The sequence below is a fragment of the Bacillus cereus group sp. MYBK95-2 genome (assembly GCF_051915225.1).
In the GTDB taxonomy this organism is placed as follows: domain Bacteria; phylum Bacillota; class Bacilli; order Bacillales; family Bacillaceae_G; genus Bacillus_A; species Bacillus_A cereus.
In genome coordinates this window covers 497,601-519,408 of sequence record NZ_JBQAEH010000001.1, presented here as the reverse complement: position 1 = coordinate 519,408, position 21,808 = coordinate 497,601, and the positions used below count along the sequence as shown (strand labels likewise).

Here is a 21,808-nt window from a genome sequence, read left to right as displayed (position 1 = left end):
TTCAAAAAATGCACTTGAAAAATTAAGGTGTAAATTTGTGATGAAATGGTACTTTCAAGTAAATAAAAAATCAGACTTATTTCAAAATGAAATAAGCCTGTTCCATAGGAGGATGTATATATGTAGAGTGAATAAAAGTTTGGAAAAGGGGGTCCAAGTCCTTTTATTCAACTAACTACCTTAATAGATTGGAACCCAGCCTTCAGTTGTCACAAAAATACGAATAGCTACAACTTGGCGATCATCTTGCAAGGTAAAATAATGTCTTGCATTTTCAGGAACAGATATTAAATCGCCTGGCTCAAGTTCAACATCAAAGAATTTCCCATCTTTACCTTCAATAGCGAAAATGCCGTGACCACTGACGATAAAGCGAACTTCGTCATCTGTATGATGGTGTTCCTTTTGGAAATTAATTAATAATTCGTCAAGGTTAGGTGTGCTACTTGAAAGTGAGATTACATCATGTGCTTTATAACCTCGACGTGCTGAAACATCAGCGATTTCTTTTGAAAAAATAGCTAATATTTCAGCTTTGTTTTCATCTGTTAACGAATAATTTTCATTTAAATGAGTAGGAAGTTTAGAAATATTCCATTTCTCATATAAAACGCCTTCCTCTTGTAGAAATTTAGATACTTCCACTTCATTTTCAATACGAGTATTTACTTCATGAATACGAATTTGCGCCATTAGAAACGCCTCCTTGAATTGATAATAGTTTTATATGAAATTGGAATAAAAACTCATAAGCTTCTAATCTCTTCTTTGCATCAAAGCTATCTCGGCCCCATACGGTAATACCGTGGTTACGGATTAATACTGCACCCGAATCTCCTTGTATATGCTTTCGGAAGTTTTCTCCAAGTGTTGGGATATGGGCATGGTTTTCGATAATAGGAATGTGAATGGTTGCACCTTCTTCCCAAATATCGAGAGCTTTAATAATTTCTTGATTTTGAAGGGTGACTGCATCACTATATAAATTTGTGATGACATTATTATCGGTTGTATGAACATGAAGTACGCAACCGGCATTCGTATTGTTATAAATGTGTGTATGCAATATTGTTTCTGCTGAAGGGCGTAATTCAGTCTCTAAAACGGGAACTCCTACATGATCTACTAATAGAAAATCATCTGGAGTGGTTTTTGTTTTATCTTTACCGCTTGCCGTAATAAGAAAAGTAAGTGGTTCATGACTAACCTTTATAGAAATATTACCACTTGTTGCTGGGAACCAATTTCGTGTTGTTAACTCTTTTTTTATCTCGCTTAAGTCATACCATTGACGAAAAAGTTGTTTCATGCCTTCACCTCCAACAAAAGTTTTAATTCAGCTTGCACATCTTGAAATGTTTCAAACGGTGTATAAGCAATATGATTTTCTTCACACTTTGTAATAAGAAAATCGCGAGCGAATACTTTATCAGCTTGTTTCGCGGCTTGTAAATCAGTAATAGAATCTCCAATTACAATATGAAAGTCATCTGTATCACTTAATTTACGAATTAATGATGATTTACATAATCCGCAATGATTTTGACAATGATCATCACAAGAATGGGGCCATTTAACTGTAATAAACTCTGCTGAAAAGTCTGTTTCATTACAATAAATTTGCTCTTTTGGAATGATTCCTTGTAAGAGTGGATAGACGAAGAAATCCATTCCACCTGATATCACGTAAAAAGAAATGTTATTTTCCTTTACGAATTGTATAAACTCATGAAAACCACTACGGATTTCAGCAGTTTCTATTAAAAATTGAATAATATCATCGTGCAGATTAGTAGGTATTAATTGAAATAATTGAGAAACACCTTCTTGAATGGATAGTTCTTGTGATAAAATTTTATTCTTTACTTCTTCGGCTTCTGGTGGTGCGAATTTTTCCATAATGGACATAATGTTATCATTATTTGTAATCGTGCCATCGAAATCACAAAATACTTGAATACTCATAATTTCACCTCATAAGAGGGATTTCCCCATATTTGTAGTGCACTATGCAAATTTATGTCGTCTACTTCATGGAGTGGTTTATTTTGCAAAGTAGCATCAATTGCAGTACGGAAAGCTTTACCGCCGCCTTGCGCTCCATTTGGATGTCCGTGTATCCCGCCGCCAGCATTAATAACAACATCTTTACCGAAATCTCGTACAATAAAGGGAACGAAACCAGGATGAATACCAGCAGACGGAACAGAAAAGCTCTTCTTGAAAGATGCATCGTCTTCAGTTAAATATTTTGAGATAGCAAGAGCCTCCTCTTTTTCTAGCGCAACACTTCCGTATGGAGATGGGAATAATGAAAAGTCAGCCCCAGCATAACGTAGTAGCTTTCCAAGTAATAATGGAGATGAAACTCCATATAACTTGGATGCTGAATAAGCACCACTTACAGCAGGATGTGCCATAATAGGAACTGGGATTTCATCATCTTCTGCAAGTGATTGTAGTACATCTAGTCCGTAAGCAAATACGTTAAATAATAGAATATCAGCTCCAGCTTGCACTGCACGTTTAGCATTTTCTTTTAAATCAAAAGTTCGTCCTGTTAAATTTACGGCATATAACGTTTTATGTCCGTATGTTTCATATACGGATTGTAAAACTTCTTTTCCAGATACAATGCGTTTCGTAAGTGGTGTTAATGCATTTGCAAATAATATTTCATCATCTTTTACTATATCTACACCACCAATTGCTTGATCGCGTAATTGCGTTTTTAAATACCCAATGTTTCGTCCAATCATTCCTTTAAAAATACTCATTAAAAGGGGACGATCATGCACTTGTAAAAGATTTCGAATACCATCTATCCCGAATTTTGGACCAGGAAAATGTTTTTTTAACTCGTCTGAAAAAGTTAAGTCAATTAATTTTACTTCGCCATCAAGTGATAGCTTTCCAAATGTAGTCGTTAAAATCGCTGGTAAATCTGGACTGAAGTTTAATAGCGGATATTCGATTTTAATAATTCCGCGTTTTACTTTTTTACGTAAATACGAATTGGTATGTTCATGTTCAGCTAATTCCTCAACATGAATGACGTTGCCTTTATGCTGCTTTAATTGTTCTTGCAATAAGTGTGGCAAATGAGTCCAAGAGCCAATTGTTAAACCGAGTGCAATTTGCTCAGCTTTTTTTTCTAAGTTATGTGAATCATCATGGATTAAATACGTCGCTATAATTCCGCTCATTGTTATAACCTCCTAGTTAAATAAAAAAACCTCTCAGCTAAGGAGAGGTTTTTTTACAACCAGCTCCTTATCTGTCAGCGTAATGCTGCGAGAATTAGCACCGTGTCTACAATTGTAGATCGGTTGCCGGGTTTCGTCGGGCTCGTCCCTCCACCTGCTCTTGATAAGAAGTATTTAGAAATGTTTAAATTTTTAAGATAACTGAATTTTGTCAGATATTTTTCGTGTTGTCAATTACTTTTTGAAAAAATTTAATTTATCAATTCGATTAATGGCTTCTCGTAATCTATCTTCTGTATGTAAGAGACCAACACGGACATACCCTTCGCCATGCTCACCAAATCCAACACCAGGAGCAACTGCGACATGTGCTTTTTCTAGTAAAATATTAGAAAATTGCTCAGAGGTATATCCTTTTGGAACGGGAAGCCATGCAAAGAATGATCCTGTTGGAATGTCTACATTCCAACCAATTGAGTGACAGGCTGAAATAAGAGCGTTTCTTCGAGATTCGTAACTATTTACAAGGTCTATTACACAAGACTGTGAACTTAATAGCGCTTCTCGAGCAGCATCTTGAACTGCACCGAATATACTAACATACATATGATCTTGTAATAGGTTAATTGTTTCAATCACACTTTCATTCCCTACAGCAAAAGCGATGCGCCAGCCAGCCATATTGAAAGTTTTTGATAATGTGTAAATTTCAATTCCTATATTTTTCGCACCATCTGCTTGCAAGAAACTAACAGGTTTTTGACCATCAAATCCGATAGCGCCATAAGCAAAATCGTGAACAACTAATATATTATGTTTATTAGCAAAGTGAATGGTTGCATCAAAAAAATCTTTTGATGCAGTAGCACCGGTAGGATTATTTGGATAGTTTAAAAACATTAATTTTGCACGCTCTGCAATAGAGTCATCAATGTTCGTATAATCTGGTAAAAAGTTATTTTCTGCAATAAGTGGCATTCTTTCAAATTGTGCTTTTGCTAAAGCAACCCCGGATAAATAATCTGGATAACCTGGATCCGGAACGAGAATCGTATCACCAGGATTTGTAAAACAAATCGGTAATTCTACTAGTCCAGCCTTCCCACCAAACAAAATAGCAACTTCAGTTTTTGGGTTTAATTCGACGCCATATTCACGTTTATAGAATGTAGCCACGGCTTCCTTTAAGCTTTCATGTCCGCGAAATGGCGGATATTTATGATGAATGGTCTTTTCGGCAGCATCTTGTAAAGCTTTTACGATATGCTGCGGTGTTGGTTGATCTGGATTACCTTGACCTAGATTAATAACATCGTGACCAGCTGCAACGACTTTGTTAACTTTTGCAACAAGTGAAGCGAAAAATTGTGTTGGCAATGATGTTACTATCTCAGAAGGTTGAAATAATTTCATACTTTCCACCTCTTTTGAAAGTTGTTACAATTCTAGTGACAAATGATATAATCTTTCCAGTATTTTGTAAAGAGAAAAATAAGAATGGGGCTGAAAAAATGAAAGTCGCATGTATTCAAATGGATATTGTTTTTGGAGATGTAGAAAAAAATATTGAGAATGCTAAAAATAAAATAAGTGAAGCTATGAAGGAAAGGCCAGATGTTATCGTCTTACCAGAACTATGGACAACAGGATATGATTTAACGAGACTTTCTGAAATTGCAGATAGGGATGGAGTGGAAACGAAAGAAAAGTTAATAGAATGGGCGAAGCGATATGATGTACATATTGTTGGTGGGTCCATAGCAAAGCAAACAGAGCAAGGCGTTACAAATACGATGTATGTTGTAAATAATGAAGGACAGTTAGTCAACGAATATAGTAAAGTACATTTATTTCAGCTTATGGATGAACATAAATATTTAATAGCTGGTAATGGTACGGGCGAATTTAAGCTAGATGCTGTTGAATGCGCTGGAACAATTTGTTATGATATTCGTTTTCCAGAGTGGATGCGTGTTCATACTGCTAAAGGGGCAAAAGTATTATTTGTTGTAGCTGAATGGCCATTAGTTCGTTTAGCACATTGGCGTTTGCTATTGCAAGCAAGAGCAGTTGAAAATCAGTGTTATGTTGTTGCGTGTAATAGAGCAGGGAAGGATCCGAATAATGTGTTTGCAGGTCATTCTTTAATTGTGGATCCTTGGGGTGAAGTTGTAGTAGAGGCGAATGAAGAGGAATCAATTTTATTTGGAGAGCTTGAATTCGAGAAAATTAAAGAAGTACGTAAAGGAATTCCAGTTTTTGCGGATCGCCGTCCAGAATTATACAAATAAAATGTTGACAAGTGATTTTTATTCTTGGTATAGTCTTCAACATAAAGTTAAAAATTCAAAAAATTATACAACTCTTATCAAGAGCAGGTGGAGGGATTTGGCCCGATGAAGCCCAGCAACCGACCGTAATACCATTGTGAAATGGGGCGTTTATTACGCCAAAAGGCACGGTGCTAATTCCAGCAGAAAGTAAAACTTTCTGGCAGATAAGAGGGGAGAAGATAAACTTCAAACCTCTTTCTTAGTGGAAAGAGGTTTTTCTATGTTAGAAAAACCTCTGAATTTAAAAAGGGGGAGAAGAAGATGGGATATTATTCATTAACAGAAATAACAGCTGTACAATATGCGAAAGATCATGGCTATTTTGAAGAGAAGGCAAATGTCATTTGTCATGAAATTGGAGATGGAAACTTAAATTACGTGTTTAAATTAGATGATGGAGAGAAATCCATTATAATAAAACAAGCACTGCCTTATGCGAAAGTAGTTGGTGAAAGCTGGCCATTGTCTATAAAAAGAGCAACGATTGAAAGCAAGGCATTACAAATTTTTGCGCAGTATGTACCGGATTATGTTCCAGTAGTGTACAGTCATGACGAAGAGTTAGCGATAACGGTAATAGAAGACTTATCAAGACTAACAATTACAAGAAAAGGATTAATAGACGGAGAAGAATATCCGCTTTTATCCCAGCATATTGGTCGTTTTCTAGCACATGTTTTATTTTACACTTCAGATTTTGGTTTACAGTCAAAAGAGAAAAGGGTACTAGAAGGTACCTTTGTAAATCCGGACCTTTGTAAAATTACAGAGGATTTAGTGTTTACAGATCCGTTTGGACATTATGATACAAATGATTATGAGCGAGATTTACAGCTCGTGGTTGATGAACTTTGGAGTGATAAAACTTTAAAACTAAAAGTAGCACAATATAAATATAAGTTCTTAACAAGAAAAGAAACTCTTATTCATGGTGATTTACATACTGGTAGTATTTTTTCGTCACCTTCTGAAACGAAAGTGATTGATCCAGAATTTGCGGCATATGGCCCATTTGGGTTTGACATAGGTCAATTTATTGCAAATCTATTATTAAATGCGTTATCTAGAGAAGAAGAAAAGAGAAGTGTACTATTTTTCCATATAGAAAAGACGTGGAGTTATTTTGTAGAGACTTTTACAAAGTTATGGATTGGAGAAGGTGTAGAAGCATATACGAAAGAAAAACAATGGTTACCAATTATTTTGCAAAATATCTTTACTGATGCTGTTGGATTTGCCGGATGTGAACTAATTCGTAGAACAATTGGTTTAGCTCATGTAGCAGATTTAGATGAAATAGAAAATAAAGAAACAAGAATCCAAGCTAAGAAACAAGCGCTATCCTTAGGAAAAGAACTAATAAAATATGAATCTAAAAGTGCTGATATTCAACTGTTTCGAACATTATTTCAACAGACAGTTTCAAGGGGTGTAAAAGCATGAGTACAATCGTTACTGTTCCGAGATCTGTAAGTTGGAAAGGGGATGCAATTGCGGTATTAAATCAAACGAAATTGCCACATAGCACAGAATACAAAACATTAACGACTATTGAAGAGGTTTGGAAAAGTATCATAATGTTAGAAGTACGCGGAGCGCCTGCAATTGGAATTGTAGCTGCATTTGGCTTGGCGCTTGCAGCGAAAAAATATAATACTTTACATATCGAAGAATTTCAAAAGAAGTTTAATAGAGACTGTAACTATTTAGGGACATCACGCCCAACGGCAGTAAATTTATTTTGGGCAATTGATCGTATGAGAGAATCTATTCGAGAGATTACTACAATAAAAGAAGCACAAAAAATATTAGAAGAAGAAGCGCTTCGCATTCAACAGGAAGATGAAGAGGTGTGTCGAAATATTGGGGAATATGCGTTAACATGTTTTAAAGATGGCGATAATATTTTAACAATCTGTAACGCTGGAAGTATCGCAACTGCCAGATATGGAACTGCATTAGCTCCCTTTTATATTGGAAAAGAGAAAGGTGTGCGTTTACATGCATATGCGTGTGAAACGAGACCAGTTTTACAAGGTGGTCGCTTAACGACGTGGGAATTGAAGCAAGCAAATATTGATGTGACCCTTATAACAGATAATACTGCAGCTCATGCTATTCAAACGAAAGAAATAAACGCAATTATTGTGGGGGCGGATCGAATTGTCGCAAATGGAGATACAGCCAATAAAATAGGGACAATGAATTTAGCTATTTTAGCAAAGTACTTTAATATCCCATTTTACGTTGCTGCGCCACTGTCAACATTTGATGTTACGAAAGAAACTGGAGCCGAAATTATTATTGAAGAAAGAGATGAAACAGAAGTTACGAAAATCTTTGGAAAACAAGTAGCACCAATTGGAACGGATGTTTATAATCCAGCATTTGACATAACGCCGAATGAATTAATTACAGGAATTATTACTGAGAAAGGTATTATACGCGGGGATTATAAACGAGAAATTGCATCATTATTTGAAAAACAAGCTAATACATAATAGCTTGTTTTTTTATGCCTAAATGCAGTGTTTTCTCTTACTTATATAATGAAAGGAGGGGAAGAGGGTGGAAGAGTGGATCAAGATGATAGGTAATGTAGGGTTTCCGATTGTTGTAACATTATATTTACTCCACCGTATTGAAAGTAAATTAGAGGGGGTAATTGTTGCAATTGAGAAGCTCCCGCGGCAATTACTAAAGTACGAAGATCCTCGGGATAAAAAATAAAGTTTGCTCTTCTTGAGCAAACTTTATTTTTATTGAGCGGTATAACCACCATCGATAACGACAGCTTGACCAGTTATACCTTTAGCTTTTTCACTCGCTAAAAACATCGCATAATCTGCAATTTCTTGTACTTGTAATAAGCGCTTTTGTGGAACGAGTGGATAAATAACATCTTCTAAAACATTTTCAAGTGGTACATTTCGTGTAGTAGCTAAGTCTTGTAGTTGATTACGTACAAGGGGGGTATCAACATAACCAGGGCAAAGGGCATTAACAGTAATACCATGCGTAGCACCTTCTAAAGCGGCAACTTTTGTTAATCCAATTACGCCATGTTTTGCACTATTGTAGGCAGCTTTTCCAGCAAACCCGACAAGGCCGTTAATAGAAGCGACATTAATAATACGACCATATTTTTGTTGTTTCATAATCGGAAAGGCATGCTTAATTGCAATAAACGGAGCAATTTGCATAATTTGAATTAGTAGCTCGAACTTTTCAGTTGGAAAGTCTTCAATGGGTGAAACGTGTTGCATTCCTGCGTTGTTAATTAATATATGTAATGAACCGAAATGATCAACTGTTTGAGAAATTGCTGCTGTAATTTCCTCTTCAGATGTAACGTCACATTTTAAACCGATAGCTTGAAAACCTTCATTTTGTAATTGTTCAGCAGCTTCTTTTGCACGTTCTTCAAGCCGATCGGTAATCACAACTTTTGCACCTTCTTTTGCAAAAGCCTTTCCCATTTCATAACCAATACCACTTGCAGCACCTGTTAAAAAGACAACTCGATTTGTAACCATGATGAAAAACATCCCTTCATAATAAAGTTTTCATAGTGCTCTATTTAGAGAAGCTATAATGAAATTCCTGCAAACATTTAGAAAAATATCGTTAGCTATCTTGTTTTGCAAAATAGTCTTTGCTATACTATTTTGTAAAGCAAGGTAGTAGGAGGATTTGAATTATGTCGACAAGTCAAATGCTGAAAGGGATTTTAGAAGGATGCTTACTTGCTATTATTTCTGAAGGCGAAATATACGGTTATGAAATGAGTGAAAAGCTAGCGAAGTATGGTTTTACAATGGCGAGTGAGGGAAGTATTTATCCGTTATTAATACGAATGCAAAAAGAAGGACTAATAACAAGCGTAATGAAGGAATCTCCATCTGGTCCAAAGAGAAAATATTATACATTAACAGAAAAAGGCGAGGAAGCACTTGATGAATTTATGGATCGCTGGGAAACGATGCAAAGTAGTGTAGAACGTCTACTTGAAGGGAAGGGAAGGAGAAAATAATGCTATCAAGTGAAGCGCGAAAGTTTTTGTTAGATATGAGATTATTTTTGACGGCAAAGAGTGTGAAAGAAAGCGATATTGAAAATTTTATAGAAGATGCGGAACTCCATTTAATTGAGGGTGAGAGTGATGGGAAAAGTGTAGAAGATATTTTCGGAAGCTCACCGAAAGAATATGCAAATGAACTTGTCAAAGTAATGGAAAGAGATAGACAGGAAACGTGGAAGCAAATTGGTTTTACAGTAATGAATATCGTATCGTTTTGGATTATTGCTTCTATCTTAATAGTGAATCATGGAATGTTACAGATTTCACTTATTCAGTGTATCGGTTATAGTTTTTCATTGATTTTAGTTGTTATAGGTCCTAATTTTCTACTTCGCAAAATGGCCTTCGTAACAAGTTTTACAAAAACATGGTTTTCTATGTGGTCTTTAGTTATGATCGCTCCAATGTTTTTATTAGGAGCTGTTACGATATTAGACGTGATATATCCGACAAAAATGCTCACATTCACCGAAGTGCAAAGTTATATAGTGGCTGGTGGGATTTTTATCATCACAGTAGCTATAAATATATATTTTGAAGGATGGTTTAAAAACTTATATTTAATCATTCCACTTTCAATTATGTTAGTGTTTAAAACATTTACAACGGAAGACCTTGTTCCAATGTTATTTCAAATTATATGTTTATACGGAAGTTTATTTATTTTAATTTTTGTTGAAATTATGATGAAGGCGAATAGAAGAGAAATGGTTAAATAAGGGAGGGGCTATAATGCAGATTTCTAAAGAAGGAGAAAAGTTCTTAATCGATACGAAAGTATATTTAATAACAAAAGGAATTAAAGAGGAAGATGTTGACGCTTTTTTAGAAGATGCAGAACTTCATTTAATTGAAGGTGAGAAAGAAGGAAAAACGGTAAGTAATATATTTGGTGATTCGCCAAAAGAGTATGCGGAAGAATTAGCGAAAGAGATGGAGAAGGATAAAGGCGGAAGTATAAAGAGTGTTTTAGGAATGATTATTGGGATAGGTGGGTATTGGTTACTAACTAATATTTTATTTGGAAATCCGAATCAACAATTTACGTTAACAAATGTACAGGTAATTGGTTATCCTATCGTTTTAATTATTACAATTATTGGAACGGTTTTTGCGTTTAGAATGTCTTCTTTTAAAAGTAAATTAGTAGAGTTTGGAATTATTTATGTAATAGTAATGATACCTATTTTATTATTAGTGTTATTAATGTTTATGAATAAATGGTATGGGACGCCAATTTTACAATTGTCGACAATGCAGACATATATATTAGCAGTAAGTATATTTTTATTACTTCTTATTGGTGAAGTATATGTTCTTGGTTGGATGGGTGTTTTGGTACTAATTGTTCCTCTTGCGATTATGTTCTTATTTAAAGACTTAGAAGAAAGAAATGTATTTTGGGGAATTGCAAAGATATTACTTATGTATGGAAGTATATATGGATTAATGAGATGGTCTTTAAAAATTGAAGAAAGAAAAAGTGTGAACTAGAAATTCAATAAAAAGCGGCTGCTCTGGATATACCAAAAATTATTTCCAAAGAAATATTATATAGGGATTTTTAGAGGGATTACATTTACATTTAGTTGTCTATTTTTATTTCTAGCAGCCGGGATTTGTTTTGTTGATTGGAATAAGTTGTTTTAAACAGTAACATGAGGGTTACTGTTTTTTTCTTTGCAATAAAGAGCTTTGTAAAGAGAGTGTTTTTTGTTCGTTCGTCAATAGAGACTGAATAGGAACATTTTCAGGGCGCGGGACTATCGGATACATAAGATTGGTTGGAGAAGGATGGTGCTCCGAGCCAGTTGGGGAATGAGGATCTGCGTGAGTAAGTTTTCCGTGAACACGTCTTGTAAATAAAATATGACCGATTTCGTGAGCAAGCGTATATATATTTTTCATAGGAGCAGCCGAGTTTGTTAAAACGATATATCCGGTAAGTTGTTGCTGTTTTGCTAAAGAGTAAGCGCAGGCAATTACTGCTGTTTCTTTGAAATAATCACTGCCAATATAACAAATATAAAGGTCGCATTCAGGAGCTTCATTTACACATGTTTGGAAAAAGGATGCCAGCTTTTCTTGACTTTGAATGGAATTTTTATAACTGATTTCACGGTCAAAAAAACGGAAAAGTTCATTTAATACAATTACTTCTTGAATTTGAAATGTAATGGGGTGCCAAATTGATTCTGCAACAGCTAAATCTTTTGCGATGCGGTCATCAGAAATATCGGCGCCGGGAGTAATACAAATACATATATTGACGTATGGATCCATAAGGAACACCTCAACTGAAAAAAAGTTCTTCCTATAATATATGTGGGGAAAAGATGTCATGTATGGATAAACGCCTTCTTTATTGAATATATAGATGACAAGTCGAAAAAATTTCATAGTTCTATAACGTAGTGTGATCATCTTTTTGATATAGTAAAGAAAAGGGGGAGAATATATGTATACATTAAAAATCGTTTCAGACAGAGAAGCTCTTTATCAATTTGCAAGTTATGTAAGAGTTGTACAAGGGGTGGAAGATGTATATGTAGAGGTGGGAGAACCTTTATATGAACATCCGTTAATGAAGTTTTATGTACATATTAAGCTGAAAGAAACATATGAGCAGCATAAAGCGTTACAGGAAATAGCAAGATTAGTAGAATTGGGGCGTTTTACATATGTCCATTATCGTAATGATGAAATTGAGGAAGCTTTTGAAGCTGTAAAATATGAAAGTTTTAAGAAATAAAGGTGAAAAAAAGGAGGCGAAAGCTTCTTTTTTTCTTTAAAATTACATGAACAAAAAGAGCAAAATTTTGTTATGATAAGGGAGGTTAGGGAAAGGGGAATTTACATATGGGGTATATTGAAGAGTTACGAAAAGTCGTTGGTACAAGGCCGCTTATTCTCGTAGGATCAGCAATTATTATATTAAACGATAATCAAGAAGTATTGCTTCAATATCGTTCAGATACATATGATTGGGGTGTACCTGGTGGGGCGATGGAACTGGGCGAAACGACAGAAGAAACTGCACGTAGAGAGTTATTTGAGGAAACGGGGTTAACTGCAAAAATAATGCAATTTCTTGGTGTTCTATCAGGAAAAGAAGTATATTTCCGTTATCCGAATGGCGATGAAATTTTCAATGTTATTCATCTGTATCAGGCACATCATGTGAGCGGGGAATTAAAGCTCGATCATGAAGGGTTAAAACTTCAATATTTTCCAGTAGATAAGTTGCCAAAATTGAATGAAACGACAGAGAAAATTTTACAAAAGTTTTTATATGCGCTGACAGAATAGAAGGTTAATTCCTTCTATTTTTATTATATTAAATATTTTGATTTTTTAGTATGTTTATAGTATGATAGTTATAGATATACATCTTATGGAATTTCACCTAAAAACTGACTAGGGTACATAAGAGAGGGGCAAGTGCAAAATGCATAATGTTGTTATTACAGCTGCAGTTCGTTCGCCAATTGGAACTTTTGGAGGAGCGCTAAAAAATGTAACGCCAGTAGAATTAGCTGTTCCTGTACTTCAGGAAGCTGTAAAACGAGGCGGGGTAGAACCACATGAAGTTGATGAAGTAATTTTAGGTCATTGTATTCAAAGAACTGATGAAGCAAATACGGCGAGAACAGCTGCATTAGCGGCAGGATTTCCTGACACAGTTACGGGATATACAATCCAACGTCAATGTTCTTCAGGTATGCAAGCAATTATGTCAGCTGCAATGCAAATCCAATTAGGTGTAAGTGATGTTGTTGTTGCAGGTGGGGTAGAAGCGATGAGTTCGAGCCCTTATGCATTGAAACAGCACCGCTGGGGACAACGTCTACAGCACGGAGAAATTCGTGATACGGTGTGGGAAGTGTTAGAAGATCCGATTCACCATATTATGATGGGTGAAACAGCGGAAAATTTAGTTAAACAATATGAAATTACAAGAGAGGAACAAGATGAAGTTGCTCTTCGCAGTCATACATTGGCACTGAAGGCAATCGAGTCTGGATACTTTGACGATCAAATTGTTCCTATTACAATAAAAGAGCGTAGAAAAGAAGTTGTATTTTCGAAGGATGAACATCCACGTGCAGATATTACAGCTGAAAAATTAGCTGGATTGAAGCCGGCGTTCCGTAAAGATGGATCAGTGACTGCTGGAAATGCATCTGGCCTTAATGACGGGAGTGCAGTTCTAGTATTAATGAGCGAAGAAAAAGCGAAAGAAAAAGGTTTACAACCGTTAGCTAGAATTGTTGGATATTCAGTAGCTGGAGTAGATCCAAAAATTATGGGTATTGGACCAGCACCAGCAATTCGTAAAGGTTTAGAAAAAGTAGATTGGTCATTGGAAGATGCAGATTTACTTGAAATTAATGAAGCTTTCGCGGCTCAATATTTAGCTGTAGAGAAAGAGTTAGGCTTAGACCGTGAAAAAGTGAACGTAAACGGTAGTGGCGTAGGACTTGGGCATCCAATTGGTTGTACAGGGGCTCGTATTACAGTAAGTTTAATTCACGAATTAAAAAGACGTGGGTTAGAAAAAGGAATTGCCTCTTTATGCGTCGGTGGCGGTATCGGGGTTGCCTTATTTATAGAAGCACTATAAAAAAGAAGCAGCTATTGCTGCTTCTTTTTTTACGACTCAAATAGATGATGGAATAATCGATCGCGATTTTCAAAGAAAAGTTTCGTCGTTTGGTAATGCTCAGTTTCTTCTAATGTGGATTCGTGAATTCCCTCTTGTGTTAAAGAATATATAGTGGATTCAGGATAAGCCATTAAAATAGGAGAATGCGTCGCGATAACAAATTGTGAACCTTGTTCAGCTAGTTCGTGCATTCGAATGAGCATGGAAAGTTGTCTCATTGGTGATAAAGCTGCCTCAGGCTCATCTAAAATGTATAAACCTTGTCCTGAAAAACGGTTCATAAATAATGAGAAGAATGATTCACCGTGTGATTGTTTGTGTAGTGAGATACCACCATAAGAGTTGATAACCGGATTCCCACGTGCTTCTCTATCAGCATCTATTTCATCAATATAAGAAGCAACGTTATAAAATGATTCAGCGCGAAGAAAGAAACCGTCGTTTGGTGTATTGAAACTTTTTGAAATTCGAAGGTATTCATGTAAAGATGAATGGGAATCGTTTGTGCTAAAGCGGAAGTTCTTCGTTCCACCTTCTGCATTAAAACCTAACGCAATTGCAATTCCTTCAAGTAATGTTGATTTACCTGTTCCGTTTTCTCCAATAATGAATGTTACATTTGGATGGAAATCTAGTGATTGTAATGTTCGAATAGCGGGTAAGCAGTAAGGATATGCGGAAAAACTAGGGATATTTTCTTTTTTTAATGTGACATTTTGTAAAAAGGGTACGTCAATCAATATATAAACCTCAATTCATAACGGATTTTGAATTTAAAAAGGCAGCAAATACAAGTGTTAATGACACCTGGATCCCTTCTTGTTTTCTGAATATTTTATGTGGATTATATCATTTAAACTATCATATTCCAATGTGAAAATAAATATTGCATGAAGATTCATTCTCTCGTTATGATATATGGTATTCTATTGAAAATGTGAGAAGGAGTTAAAGTATGCCGTTTACATTTGCACATCCAGCAGCAGTTCTTCCTTTTGCGAAAAAGCACTCTAAACATATTTCAGTAACGGCTCTTATATTAGGTAGTATGGCGCCTGACTTTGAATATTTTTTGCCCTTTAGACCCTATGGTGTTATTGGCCATACATGGCTTGGGTTCTTATATTTAAATTTACCGCTTGTATTTCTAATCGCATACATATATCATTACATTTTAAAAAAGCCGTTTATAACGCATTTGCCTAAACCGTTTGCTGGTTATTATTCATATGCAATAGATGAGAGGTGGGGGCTACATACCTGGAAAGAATTCTTTGTATTTTGCTATTCTGCATTATTCGGTATGCTCACCCATGTCGTTTTGGATGCATTTACTCATAATACAGGCTATTTCGTTATGAAAATAGCATTGTTACAAATTGAATTACACAGTATTCCATTGTATAAATATATGCAACATGGGAGTACATGTGTTGGCTTATTATTGCTATTATACGTACTATGGAAGTATAAAGATGAAACAGGGAAAGATATGATTGTAGCTTTAGAAAAAAGAAAGTATTGGGTTTCGATAATCATTGTGACAGCTTTTATATTTATCGTGCATGCGTTCCTAGACCCCTATTTTCATATTTTCCAAATTGGAGGTATAATAGTATCTGGACTGACAAGTTCATTTTGTGGAATTGTCATTGTTTCTATAGTTTACAAAGCAAGGGACTAATTTTATATTCATGAATGATAGCGTTAGGAGAAATGAAATGATGAAAGCATGGAAAAGTATTTTTGTTTTATGTAGTTTTCTTCTTATGTTAAGTGGTTGCTTCCATCAAGAAGAAAAGAAAGCTGAACCGAAGAAGAAAGAATCTATTCCTGAAACGAAAGAATATGGTGGGCGTGAGCTGAAAAAAGTAGGACAAAAAGTGAAAGAAACAGGATGGGGTACTTTCAAGTTAGAGCAGATGCATTCTGTGAATCAAACATTTGAAGTAGCGCCAATGAAAATTCACGTACAAGATGTGAAAGTAATCTCTTTATCACAAATGAGTGAAAAGGCAAAAAATACATTGAAAGTATACACGGCACTAACTCCTGAAGAAGTAAAACGTAGATTAGGGGATAAAGTAAGCCAAGAAGATGCAGAATTATATGCATCGCTAAGTGGAACAGAGATTAGTAATACAATTCGTTACGTTGAGATTACATATAAAGTGGAGAATAGCGGAAATAAAAATATGCAATTTTTCTCTATGAATGATGTTATGATTAATGGTAAGCAACATTTTAAAGTAGCCACTCAAAACTTTTTATATGACGAAGATACGTTAGTTGGTACAAAAAATGTATCAAGAGAAGACTATAAGCCTGGTGAAATAAGAGATGGTATTATTGGTTTAATACTTGACGATGGAAAAGACAAGGTAAAGGATATTCAGTTTACAACTGATGATTTACTTGCAGGAGATTCAGAAACACAAGATGTTGTAAAAGAGCCACAAACGTTTAACATCTCACTAAAATAATGTAAGACAAAACAGTCAGCATACAAATATTATGCTGACTGTTTTTTTATTTCTTTTATGTATGAATCTACATTTTGAAAAGGCACCTTAATTTTAAACGCATCTTTTTGTTCATTAAATTGCTTTTCATTGTAGGGACCGAAACGTTTATTGTGCTTTACATCAATAATCCAATAATGTTCACTTTTTTTATTCGCAATTGCTGCGTCAGGGTTATTTGGATCTGATTTTTCCTCAGTTTGTTTTGCAATAATGTATTTATCATCCCAAGCAATGTCTGTAATTTTTGCAGGGATGTATTGTGTGGCATATACAGCATCTTGCGAGGGGAAAAGTTCAAATGCATTTCCAGAAGTACGTATGAGTTCGTATTCATCGTTAACCGTATAAGTTAAGTGACTTGTGTTTCCTGCACAACCAGTTAATAGGAAGGCGACGAATAGGATTATCCATTTTTTCAATATGGGAACCTCCTTTATAATGCTATTGTAACAAATTGTACAAGAAAAGTAAGAGAAACGCTAGTTTACAATGTTTTTTAGAAGTGGTACGATGAGACGGGTAAAGAAGGATATGAAGGAGTCGACATAAAATGAAGTTAAAGATGCATCGTCCAGCGCTTGTAATGAATCGCATAGGTGCTTCCCTAATTGACATGTTTTTAATCTCGGTTATGTATGGTGCAGTAGTAGCTATTATGACCGGAAACTATAGTGCTATGTTTAAGCGCTTTAATATAAGCTTAGGTGATTTTAGATATGATTTCGCAGTAGTTTTCATATTAATGGCGATATATTTTATTGTATTACCCTTTATTTGGAACGGTGTTACACTTGGCAAAAAGGTAACGAGAATAAAATTAATTTCATTGAAGAGTGAAAAGCTAACGTTGCAAACATTAATTATAAGATTTTTTGTAGTGTTATTACCGAACGTATTGCTATTAGGAATTCCATTAATATGTAACGTATATATGATGTTGTTCCGCAAAGACAATTGCGGTTTTCAGGACTTAATTACAAAGACGAAAATAATAAGTCTTGTATAATAAAATAAAAAAAGACCCTTTTATATATAAAAGGGTCTTTTTTTATTTTATAAGTATATTGTGAATATTTACAGTAAGGAAAAACTAAAATGTGTCATTTCTATTTATAATAGATTGAAAATTAAGATAATGGTATAATGATTAAAAATAATATCTTTATCTCACCATTTGGGGCTGATTAAAGTTTTACTTTATATAATAAGGGGGAAGTTGAGATGACAGGAGGTAGCATAATTTTTTGGGGCATTCTCATTTTTATCGGTCTAGTTCTTGATCAGCGTAAGAGTAAGAAAAAAGAAGGATAAAAAGTAAACGTTTACAAATCGAATGGCAATTTTTCTTGCTTGCAGAATAATCTCATAAAGGAGTATACTGAATGACGGTAAGACTTATAGAAGGGGTAATGAAAATGAAGCTTGCAGGAAAAGTTGCTATCGTAACTGGCGGTGGCATCGGTATTGGACGTAATACAGCTCTTTTGTTGGCTAAACAAGGCGCAAAAGTTATTGTGACGGACATTGATCAAGAGAGTGGACAAGCAACAGTGGAGGAAATTACGAATCTAGGCGGAGAAGCCCTTTTTGTATTCTATGATATGGAAAAGCAAGGAGATTGGCAACGCGTTATTAGCATTACTTTGAATGCATTCAGTCGCATTGACATGCTTTTTCAAAATGCTGGTTTATATAAAATAGATTCTATTTTTTCTCGCCAACAAGAGAACGATTCCAATGTACTTTGTATTAATGACGTTTGGATAGAGATAAAACAATTAACGTCATCTTTTATGAAACAGCAAGAAGAAGTGGTGCTTAGTGATTTACCGATTTTCGGTATTATTGGCACGAAAGGACAATCATTTCATACAGTAGAAGCCCTAGTATAATAATGAAAACCGCCCTCAATATATGTGGACGGTTTTTTATATGTGTATAGTAAAGATAAATTTTTTAGCGAATACGTTGTTCAGTTTGGTTATCAAAGAAATGCGCTTTATTCATATCAAATGCTAATTTAATTTGGTCACCAGGTGAAAACGTATGTCTTGCATCTACACGTGCCGCAAAATCTTGATTCCCAAGTTTCATATATAAAATGGATTCAGCACCTAATAACTCAGCGACTTCAATTTTTGTTGTGAAGGCAGTAGATTGTGAAGCTTCTAAAAATAGTAGTTCATCATGAATGTCCTCTGGACGAATACCTAAAACAATTTCCTTATTTACATAGCCTTGTTCACGTAGCATCTTCATTTTTCCTTCAGATACTTTAATTTTTATAGTATTGTCTATAACGAAATCGGTTTCAGTCAATTTACCACGGAAGAAGTTCATAGCTGGTGAGCCGATAAATCCACCCACGAAGATGTTTTCTGGTGTTTCATATACTTCTTTTGGAGTTCCAATTTGTTGGATTTTTCCATCCTTCATAACGACAAGACGCGAAGCCATAGTCATTGCTTCTGTTTGATCATGTGTTACATAAATTGTTGTTGTTCCAAGACGATGATGTAGCTTAGAAATTTCTGAGCGCATTGCAACACGGAGTTTAGCATCTAAGTTTGATAATGGTTCATCCATTAAGAAAACTTTTGCATCTCGAACGATTGCTCTACCTAACGCAACACGTTGGCGCTGTCCACCTGATAATGCTTTCGGTTTTCTATCTAAATATTGTTCAAGTCCTAAAATTTTTGCTGCATCTTTCACACGACGATCGATTTCATCTTTTGGTATTTTTCGAAGTTTTAATCCAAATGCCATATTATCATATACACTCATATGTGGATAAAGAGCGTAGTTTTGGAATACCATAGCGATATCTCGATCTTTTGGAGGAACATCATTCATTAGTTTACCATCAATTGAAAACTCGCCTTTTGAAATATCTTCAAGTCCAGCTACCATTCGTAATGTTGTAGATTTTCCGCATCCAGAAGGACCGACAAATACAATAAATTCTTTATCTTGAATGTGTAAATTAAAATCAGTTACAGCTGTTACGTTATTATCATATATTTTATAAATGTTTTCTAATTTAAGTTCTGCCATGGTATTTCCCCCTAGAAATAATTATGCAAACGTTTTCTTTGAGTTCATTATAAACGAATAGATTCAAAAAATAAATAAAAAAATAAAACGTTTTCATTTATTGGAGATTTATTAGTGGTTTTCATATGTTTTCTTAGAAAAAGACAATAAAAATTGTAAGCGCTATTTTAAATTGAGATAGAATCTGTTATCATTCATTAATGAAAACGTTTGCGCCTTAAAAAAGAGAAAAATGAATGATGAATGAAATGGGGTAGCATAATGGAAAAACAATGGTGGAAAGAAAGTGTAGTATATCAAATTTATCCTCGTAGCTTTATGGATAGTAATGGTGATGGTATAGGAGATCTTCAAGGGATTATTTCAAAGCTAGATTACTTAAAAGAGTTAGGGATTGATGTGATTTGGTTATCACCAGTCTATGAATCTCCAAATGATGATAATGGTTATGATATAAGCGATTATTGTAAAATTATGAACGAGTTCGGAACAATGGAAGATTGGGATGAGCTATTACATGAAATGCATGAACGTAATATGAAATTGATGATGGATTTAGTTGTTAATCATACATCTGATGAACATAATTGGTTTATTGAATCACGTAAATCAAAAGATAATAAATATAGAGATTACTATATATGGCGCCCTGGAAAAGAAGGAAAAGAACCGAACAACTGGGGAGCAGCGTTTAGTGGATCAGCATGGCAGTATGATGAAATGACAGATGAATATTATTTACATCTGTTTTCTAAAAAACAGCCAGATTTAAATTGGGATAATGAAAAGGTAAGACAAGATGTTTATGAAATGATGAAGTTTTGGTTAGAAAAAGGAATTGATGGTTTCCGTATGGATGTTATTAATTTTATTTCTAAAGAAGAGGGATTACCAGCTGTTGAAACAGAAGAAGAGGGGTATGTTTCAGGTCATAAGCATTTTATGAACGGTCCAAACATTCATAAATATTTACATGAAATGAATGAGGAAGTATTATCGCATTATGATATTATGACGGTTGGTGAAATGCCTGGTGTAACGACAGAAGAAGCGAAATTGTATACTGGAGAAGAACGAAAAGAATTGCAAATGGTATTCCAATTTGAACATATGGATTTAGATTCAGGAGAAGGTGGAAAGTGGGATGTAAAACCATGCTCACTTCTTACTTTAAAAGAGAATTTAACAAAGTGGCAAAAAGCATTAGAGCATACCGGATGGAATAGCCTTTATTGGAATAATCATGATCAGCCTCGCGTTGTATCTCGTTTTGGTAATGATGGAATGTATCGCATTGAATCAGCAAAAATGTTAGCGACAGTTCTTCATATGATGAAAGGAACGCCATATATTTATCAAGGAGAGGAAATCGGAATGACGAACGTCGGATTTGAGTCAATTGATGAATATCGAGATATTGAAACGTTAAATATGTATAAAGAAAAAGTGATAGACCATGGTGAAGATATAGAAAAAGTAATGGAATCTATTTATATAAAGGGTCGTGATAATGCTAGAACTCCGATGCAGTGGAATGATCAGAATCACGCTGGATTTACAAAAGGTGAACCTTGGATTACTGTAAATCCTAACTATAAAGAGATTAATGTGAAACAAGCAATCCAAGATGAAGGTTCAATTTTTTATTACTATAAGAAATTAATTGAACTACGCAAAAATAATGAAATAGTTGTGTATGGATCATATGATTTAATATTAAATAATGACCCTTCTATTTTTGCTTATGTAAGAACATATGGAGATGAAAAACTACTTGTCATTGCAAACTTTACTGCGGATGAAAGTGTATTTGAAATGCCTAAGGATATTAGTTATAGTGAATCAGAGTTATTTATACACAATTACGATGTAGAAATCGGATCAATAGATAACATTCCATTACGTCCGTATGAAGCGATAGTGTTCAAATTGAAATAAGA

26 protein-coding genes, 1 pseudogene and 2 riboswitches are annotated in these 21,808 nt (G+C 34.7%); of the genes and pseudogenes, 17 read left to right on the top strand and 10 right to left on the bottom strand.

What is annotated here, in order from left to right; genetic code table 11:
- Window positions 1-180: 180 nt before the first annotated feature.
- The 5 genes from ACTFN4_RS02540 to ACTFN4_RS02520 all read right to left on the bottom strand — a co-directional run bounded on the left by ACTFN4_RS02540 (window position 181) and on the right by ACTFN4_RS02520 (window position 4,619).
- Window positions 181-693, bottom strand: a complete 513-nt coding sequence (locus ACTFN4_RS02540) for a 1,2-dihydroxy-3-keto-5-methylthiopentene dioxygenase (protein WP_000057314.1) — start codon at window positions 691-693, stop codon at window positions 181-183.
- Window positions 671-1,309 carry a methylthioribulose 1-phosphate dehydratase gene (locus ACTFN4_RS02535; protein WP_000811341.1) on the bottom strand — a complete coding sequence of 213 codons (639 nt, stop codon included), beginning with the start codon at window positions 1,307-1,309 and terminating at the stop codon, window positions 671-673. Before ACTFN4_RS02535 ends, ACTFN4_RS02540 begins: the two co-directional genes overlap by 23 nt.
- Window positions 1,306-1,965 (bottom strand): 2-hydroxy-3-keto-5-methylthiopentenyl-1-phosphate phosphatase, encoded by a 660-nt coding sequence (locus ACTFN4_RS02530; protein ID WP_000027461.1) that lies wholly within the window; start codon window positions 1,963-1,965, stop codon window positions 1,306-1,308. Before ACTFN4_RS02530 ends, ACTFN4_RS02535 begins: the two co-directional genes overlap by 4 nt.
- Window positions 1,962-3,206 (bottom strand): 2,3-diketo-5-methylthiopentyl-1-phosphate enolase, encoded by a 1,245-nt coding sequence (mtnW, locus tag ACTFN4_RS02525; protein ID WP_439962052.1) that lies wholly within the window; start codon window positions 3,204-3,206, stop codon window positions 1,962-1,964. Before mtnW ends, ACTFN4_RS02530 begins: the two co-directional genes overlap by 4 nt.
- Before the next feature lie 64 nt (window positions 3,207-3,270).
- Window positions 3,271-3,376, bottom strand: a riboswitch (SAM riboswitch).
- 64 nt (window positions 3,377-3,440) lie between these two features.
- Entirely contained in the window at window positions 3,441-4,619 is a 1,179-nt protein-coding gene (locus ACTFN4_RS02520) for a pyridoxal phosphate-dependent aminotransferase (RefSeq protein ID WP_000765518.1), read from the bottom strand.
- Between the two features lie 14 nt (window positions 4,620-4,633).
- Here ACTFN4_RS02520 and ACTFN4_RS02515 point away from each other — a divergent pair, with 14 nt between their 5' ends.
- From ACTFN4_RS02515 to ACTFN4_RS02500, 4 genes are all read left to right on the top strand, one after another.
- Window positions 4,634-5,497 (top strand): carbon-nitrogen family hydrolase, encoded by an 864-nt coding sequence (locus ACTFN4_RS02515; RefSeq protein ID WP_137396677.1) that lies wholly within the window; start codon window positions 4,634-4,636, stop codon window positions 5,495-5,497.
- A 71-nt stretch (window positions 5,498-5,568) separates the two neighbouring features.
- A riboswitch (SAM riboswitch) is annotated at window positions 5,569-5,710 on the top strand.
- A gap of 90 nt (window positions 5,711-5,800) precedes the next feature.
- The gene (mtnK, locus tag ACTFN4_RS02510; RefSeq protein ID WP_000542684.1) at window positions 5,801-6,982 is read left to right on the top strand and encodes an S-methyl-5-thioribose kinase; all 1,182 of its coding nucleotides are present in this window, start codon (window positions 5,801-5,803) and stop codon (window positions 6,980-6,982) included.
- Window positions 6,979-8,040 (top strand): S-methyl-5-thioribose-1-phosphate isomerase, encoded by a 1,062-nt coding sequence (mtnA, locus tag ACTFN4_RS02505; protein ID WP_000104604.1) that lies wholly within the window; start codon window positions 6,979-6,981, stop codon window positions 8,038-8,040. The genes mtnK and mtnA overlap by 4 nt, the downstream gene beginning before the upstream one ends.
- A 67-nt stretch (window positions 8,041-8,107) precedes the next feature.
- Window positions 8,108-8,269 carry a YvrJ family protein gene (locus ACTFN4_RS02500; protein ID WP_000393336.1) on the top strand — a complete coding sequence of 54 codons (162 nt, stop codon included), beginning with the start codon at window positions 8,108-8,110 and terminating at the stop codon, window positions 8,267-8,269.
- Between the two features lie 29 nt (window positions 8,270-8,298).
- Here the strand turns inward: ACTFN4_RS02500 and ACTFN4_RS02495 are convergent, their stop codons facing one another.
- Window positions 8,299-9,075 (bottom strand): 3-hydroxybutyrate dehydrogenase, encoded by a 777-nt coding sequence (locus tag ACTFN4_RS02495; RefSeq protein WP_000258428.1) that lies wholly within the window; start codon window positions 9,073-9,075, stop codon window positions 8,299-8,301.
- Window positions 9,076-9,239: 164 nt separating this feature from the next.
- Here ACTFN4_RS02495 and ACTFN4_RS02490 point away from each other — a divergent pair, with 164 nt between their 5' ends.
- The 4 genes and pseudogenes from ACTFN4_RS02490 to ACTFN4_RS02475 form a co-directional block, all read left to right on the top strand.
- Window positions 9,240-9,572 carry a PadR family transcriptional regulator gene (locus tag ACTFN4_RS02490; RefSeq protein WP_000107982.1) on the top strand — a complete coding sequence of 111 codons (333 nt, stop codon included), beginning with the start codon at window positions 9,240-9,242 and terminating at the stop codon, window positions 9,570-9,572.
- Window positions 9,572-10,339 carry a DUF1129 domain-containing protein gene (locus tag ACTFN4_RS02485; RefSeq protein ID WP_000952886.1) on the top strand — a complete coding sequence of 256 codons (768 nt, stop codon included), beginning with the start codon at window positions 9,572-9,574 and terminating at the stop codon, window positions 10,337-10,339. The genes ACTFN4_RS02490 and ACTFN4_RS02485 overlap by 1 nt, the downstream gene beginning before the upstream one ends.
- A gap of 13 nt (window positions 10,340-10,352) precedes the next feature.
- Entirely contained in the window at window positions 10,353-11,114 is a 762-nt protein-coding gene (locus ACTFN4_RS02480) for a DUF1129 domain-containing protein (RefSeq protein WP_048655576.1), read from the top strand.
- Between the two features lie 12 nt (window positions 11,115-11,126).
- Window positions 11,127-11,270 (top strand): annotated as a pseudogene (locus tag ACTFN4_RS02475) (DNA-binding protein); the annotation flags it as partial.
- 15 nt (window positions 11,271-11,285) lie between these two features.
- Here the strand turns inward: ACTFN4_RS02475 and ACTFN4_RS02470 are convergent.
- Window positions 11,286-11,903 (bottom strand): ImmA/IrrE family metallo-endopeptidase, encoded by a 618-nt coding sequence (locus ACTFN4_RS02470; protein WP_000371608.1) that lies wholly within the window; start codon window positions 11,901-11,903, stop codon window positions 11,286-11,288.
- A 175-nt stretch (window positions 11,904-12,078) separates the two neighbouring features.
- Between ACTFN4_RS02470 and ACTFN4_RS02465 the strand changes: the two genes are divergently transcribed.
- The 3 genes from ACTFN4_RS02465 to ACTFN4_RS02455 all read left to right on the top strand — a co-directional run bounded on the left by ACTFN4_RS02465 (window position 12,079) and on the right by ACTFN4_RS02455 (window position 14,244).
- A complete protein-coding gene (locus ACTFN4_RS02465) occupies window positions 12,079-12,372 on the top strand; it encodes a DUF3928 family protein (RefSeq protein ID WP_000288330.1) in 294 nt (97 codons plus the stop codon).
- Window positions 12,373-12,479: 107 nt separating this feature from the next.
- Window positions 12,480-12,929, top strand: coding sequence for an NUDIX hydrolase (locus tag ACTFN4_RS02460; protein ID WP_000540529.1), 450 nt, complete (start codon window positions 12,480-12,482; stop codon window positions 12,927-12,929).
- 139 nt (window positions 12,930-13,068) lie between these two features.
- A complete protein-coding gene (locus ACTFN4_RS02455) occupies window positions 13,069-14,244 on the top strand; it encodes an acetyl-CoA C-acetyltransferase (protein ID WP_000552081.1) in 1,176 nt (391 codons plus the stop codon).
- Between the two features lie 29 nt (window positions 14,245-14,273).
- Here ACTFN4_RS02455 and ACTFN4_RS02450 read toward each other — a convergent pair whose 3' ends face one another.
- Window positions 14,274-15,026 (bottom strand): AAA family ATPase, encoded by a 753-nt coding sequence (locus tag ACTFN4_RS02450; protein WP_000568006.1) that lies wholly within the window; start codon window positions 15,024-15,026, stop codon window positions 14,274-14,276.
- A gap of 215 nt (window positions 15,027-15,241) precedes the next feature.
- Here ACTFN4_RS02450 and ACTFN4_RS02445 point away from each other — a divergent pair, with 215 nt between their 5' ends.
- Both ACTFN4_RS02445 and ACTFN4_RS02440 read left to right on the top strand, forming a co-directional pair.
- Window positions 15,242-15,970, top strand: coding sequence for a DUF4184 family protein (locus ACTFN4_RS02445; protein ID WP_439962051.1), 729 nt, complete (start codon window positions 15,242-15,244; stop codon window positions 15,968-15,970).
- A gap of 37 nt (window positions 15,971-16,007) precedes the next feature.
- On the top strand, window positions 16,008-16,769 hold the full coding sequence (locus ACTFN4_RS02440; RefSeq protein WP_000973899.1) for a hypothetical protein: 762 nt from the start codon (window positions 16,008-16,010) through the stop codon (window positions 16,767-16,769).
- 29 nt (window positions 16,770-16,798) lie between these two features.
- Here ACTFN4_RS02440 and ACTFN4_RS02435 read toward each other — a convergent pair whose 3' ends face one another.
- Window positions 16,799-17,230: a DUF3997 domain-containing protein gene (locus tag ACTFN4_RS02435; RefSeq protein ID WP_000758789.1), complete on the bottom strand. Its 432-nt coding sequence runs from the start codon at window positions 17,228-17,230 to the stop codon at window positions 16,799-16,801.
- A gap of 131 nt (window positions 17,231-17,361) precedes the next feature.
- Here ACTFN4_RS02435 and ACTFN4_RS02430 point away from each other — a divergent pair, with 131 nt between their 5' ends.
- The 3 genes from ACTFN4_RS02430 to ACTFN4_RS02420 all read left to right on the top strand — a co-directional run bounded on the left by ACTFN4_RS02430 (window position 17,362) and on the right by ACTFN4_RS02420 (window position 18,703).
- Window positions 17,362-17,817 carry an RDD family protein gene (locus ACTFN4_RS02430; protein ID WP_000769080.1) on the top strand — a complete coding sequence of 152 codons (456 nt, stop codon included), beginning with the start codon at window positions 17,362-17,364 and terminating at the stop codon, window positions 17,815-17,817.
- A 215-nt stretch (window positions 17,818-18,032) separates the two neighbouring features.
- A complete protein-coding gene (locus tag ACTFN4_RS02425) occupies window positions 18,033-18,122 on the top strand; it encodes a hypothetical protein (RefSeq protein WP_000145638.1) in 90 nt (29 codons plus the stop codon).
- A 71-nt stretch (window positions 18,123-18,193) separates the two neighbouring features.
- On the top strand, window positions 18,194-18,703 hold the full coding sequence (locus ACTFN4_RS02420) for an SDR family NAD(P)-dependent oxidoreductase (RefSeq protein ID WP_000218413.1): 510 nt from the start codon (window positions 18,194-18,196) through the stop codon (window positions 18,701-18,703).
- A 64-nt stretch (window positions 18,704-18,767) separates the two neighbouring features.
- On the opposite strand, the gene ACTFN4_RS02415 is transcribed toward ACTFN4_RS02420, so the two are convergent.
- The gene (locus tag ACTFN4_RS02415) at window positions 18,768-19,868 is read right to left on the bottom strand and encodes an ABC transporter ATP-binding protein (RefSeq protein ID WP_000818931.1); all 1,101 of its coding nucleotides are present in this window, start codon (window positions 19,866-19,868) and stop codon (window positions 18,768-18,770) included.
- 261 nt (window positions 19,869-20,129) lie between these two features.
- On the opposite strand from ACTFN4_RS02415, the gene malL reads away from it, so the two are divergent.
- Window positions 20,130-21,806, top strand: coding sequence for an oligo-1,6-glucosidase (gene malL, locus ACTFN4_RS02410; protein ID WP_439962050.1), 1,677 nt, complete (start codon window positions 20,130-20,132; stop codon window positions 21,804-21,806).
- Window positions 21,807-21,808 lie beyond the last annotated feature (2 nt).

Bases quoted from the DNA above. Each gene is read 5' to 3' on its own strand.
- ACTFN4_RS02460 (WP_000540529.1), top strand. From the start codon at position 12,480: ATGGGGTATATTGAAGAGTTACGAAAAGTCGTTGGTACAAGGCCGCTT.
- ACTFN4_RS02445 (WP_439962051.1), top strand. From the start codon at position 15,242: ATGCCGTTTACATTTGCACATCCAGCAGCAGTTCTTCCTTTTGCGAAA.
- ACTFN4_RS02425 (WP_000145638.1), top strand. From the start codon at position 18,033: ATGACAGGAGGTAGCATAATTTTTTGGGGCATTCTCATTTTTATCGGT.
- ACTFN4_RS02455 (WP_000552081.1), top strand. From the start codon at position 13,069: ATGCATAATGTTGTTATTACAGCTGCAGTTCGTTCGCCAATTGGAACT.
- ACTFN4_RS02420 (WP_000218413.1), top strand. From the start codon at position 18,194: ATGACGGTAAGACTTATAGAAGGGGTAATGAAAATGAAGCTTGCAGGA.
- malL (WP_439962050.1), top strand. From the start codon at position 20,130: ATGGAAAAACAATGGTGGAAAGAAAGTGTAGTATATCAAATTTATCCT.
- mtnA (WP_000104604.1), top strand. From the start codon at position 6,979: ATGAGTACAATCGTTACTGTTCCGAGATCTGTAAGTTGGAAAGGGGAT.
- ACTFN4_RS02470 (WP_000371608.1), bottom strand. From the start codon at position 11,903: ATGGATCCATACGTCAATATATGTATTTGTATTACTCCCGGCGCCGAT.
- ACTFN4_RS02520 (WP_000765518.1), bottom strand. From the start codon at position 4,619: ATGAAATTATTTCAACCTTCTGAGATAGTAACATCATTGCCAACACAA.
- ACTFN4_RS02495 (WP_000258428.1), bottom strand. From the start codon at position 9,075: ATGGTTACAAATCGAGTTGTCTTTTTAACAGGTGCTGCAAGTGGTATT.
- ACTFN4_RS02430 (WP_000769080.1), top strand. From the start codon at position 17,362: ATGAAGTTAAAGATGCATCGTCCAGCGCTTGTAATGAATCGCATAGGT.
- ACTFN4_RS02490 (WP_000107982.1), top strand. From the start codon at position 9,240: ATGTCGACAAGTCAAATGCTGAAAGGGATTTTAGAAGGATGCTTACTT.
- ACTFN4_RS02535 (WP_000811341.1), bottom strand. From the start codon at position 1,309: ATGAAACAACTTTTTCGTCAATGGTATGACTTAAGCGAGATAAAAAAA.
- ACTFN4_RS02440 (WP_000973899.1), top strand. From the start codon at position 16,008: ATGATGAAAGCATGGAAAAGTATTTTTGTTTTATGTAGTTTTCTTCTT.
- ACTFN4_RS02540 (WP_000057314.1), bottom strand. From the start codon at position 693: ATGGCGCAAATTCGTATTCATGAAGTAAATACTCGTATTGAAAATGAA.
- ACTFN4_RS02530 (WP_000027461.1), bottom strand. From the start codon at position 1,965: ATGAGTATTCAAGTATTTTGTGATTTCGATGGCACGATTACAAATAAT.
- ACTFN4_RS02415 (WP_000818931.1), bottom strand. From the start codon at position 19,868: ATGGCAGAACTTAAATTAGAAAACATTTATAAAATATATGATAATAAC.
- mtnK (WP_000542684.1), top strand. From the start codon at position 5,801: ATGGGATATTATTCATTAACAGAAATAACAGCTGTACAATATGCGAAA.
- ACTFN4_RS02485 (WP_000952886.1), top strand. From the start codon at position 9,572: ATGCTATCAAGTGAAGCGCGAAAGTTTTTGTTAGATATGAGATTATTT.
- ACTFN4_RS02480 (WP_048655576.1), top strand. From the start codon at position 10,353: ATGCAGATTTCTAAAGAAGGAGAAAAGTTCTTAATCGATACGAAAGTA.
- mtnW (WP_439962052.1), bottom strand. From the start codon at position 3,206: ATGAGCGGAATTATAGCGACGTATTTAATCCATGATGATTCACATAAC.
- ACTFN4_RS02465 (WP_000288330.1), top strand. From the start codon at position 12,079: ATGTATACATTAAAAATCGTTTCAGACAGAGAAGCTCTTTATCAATTT.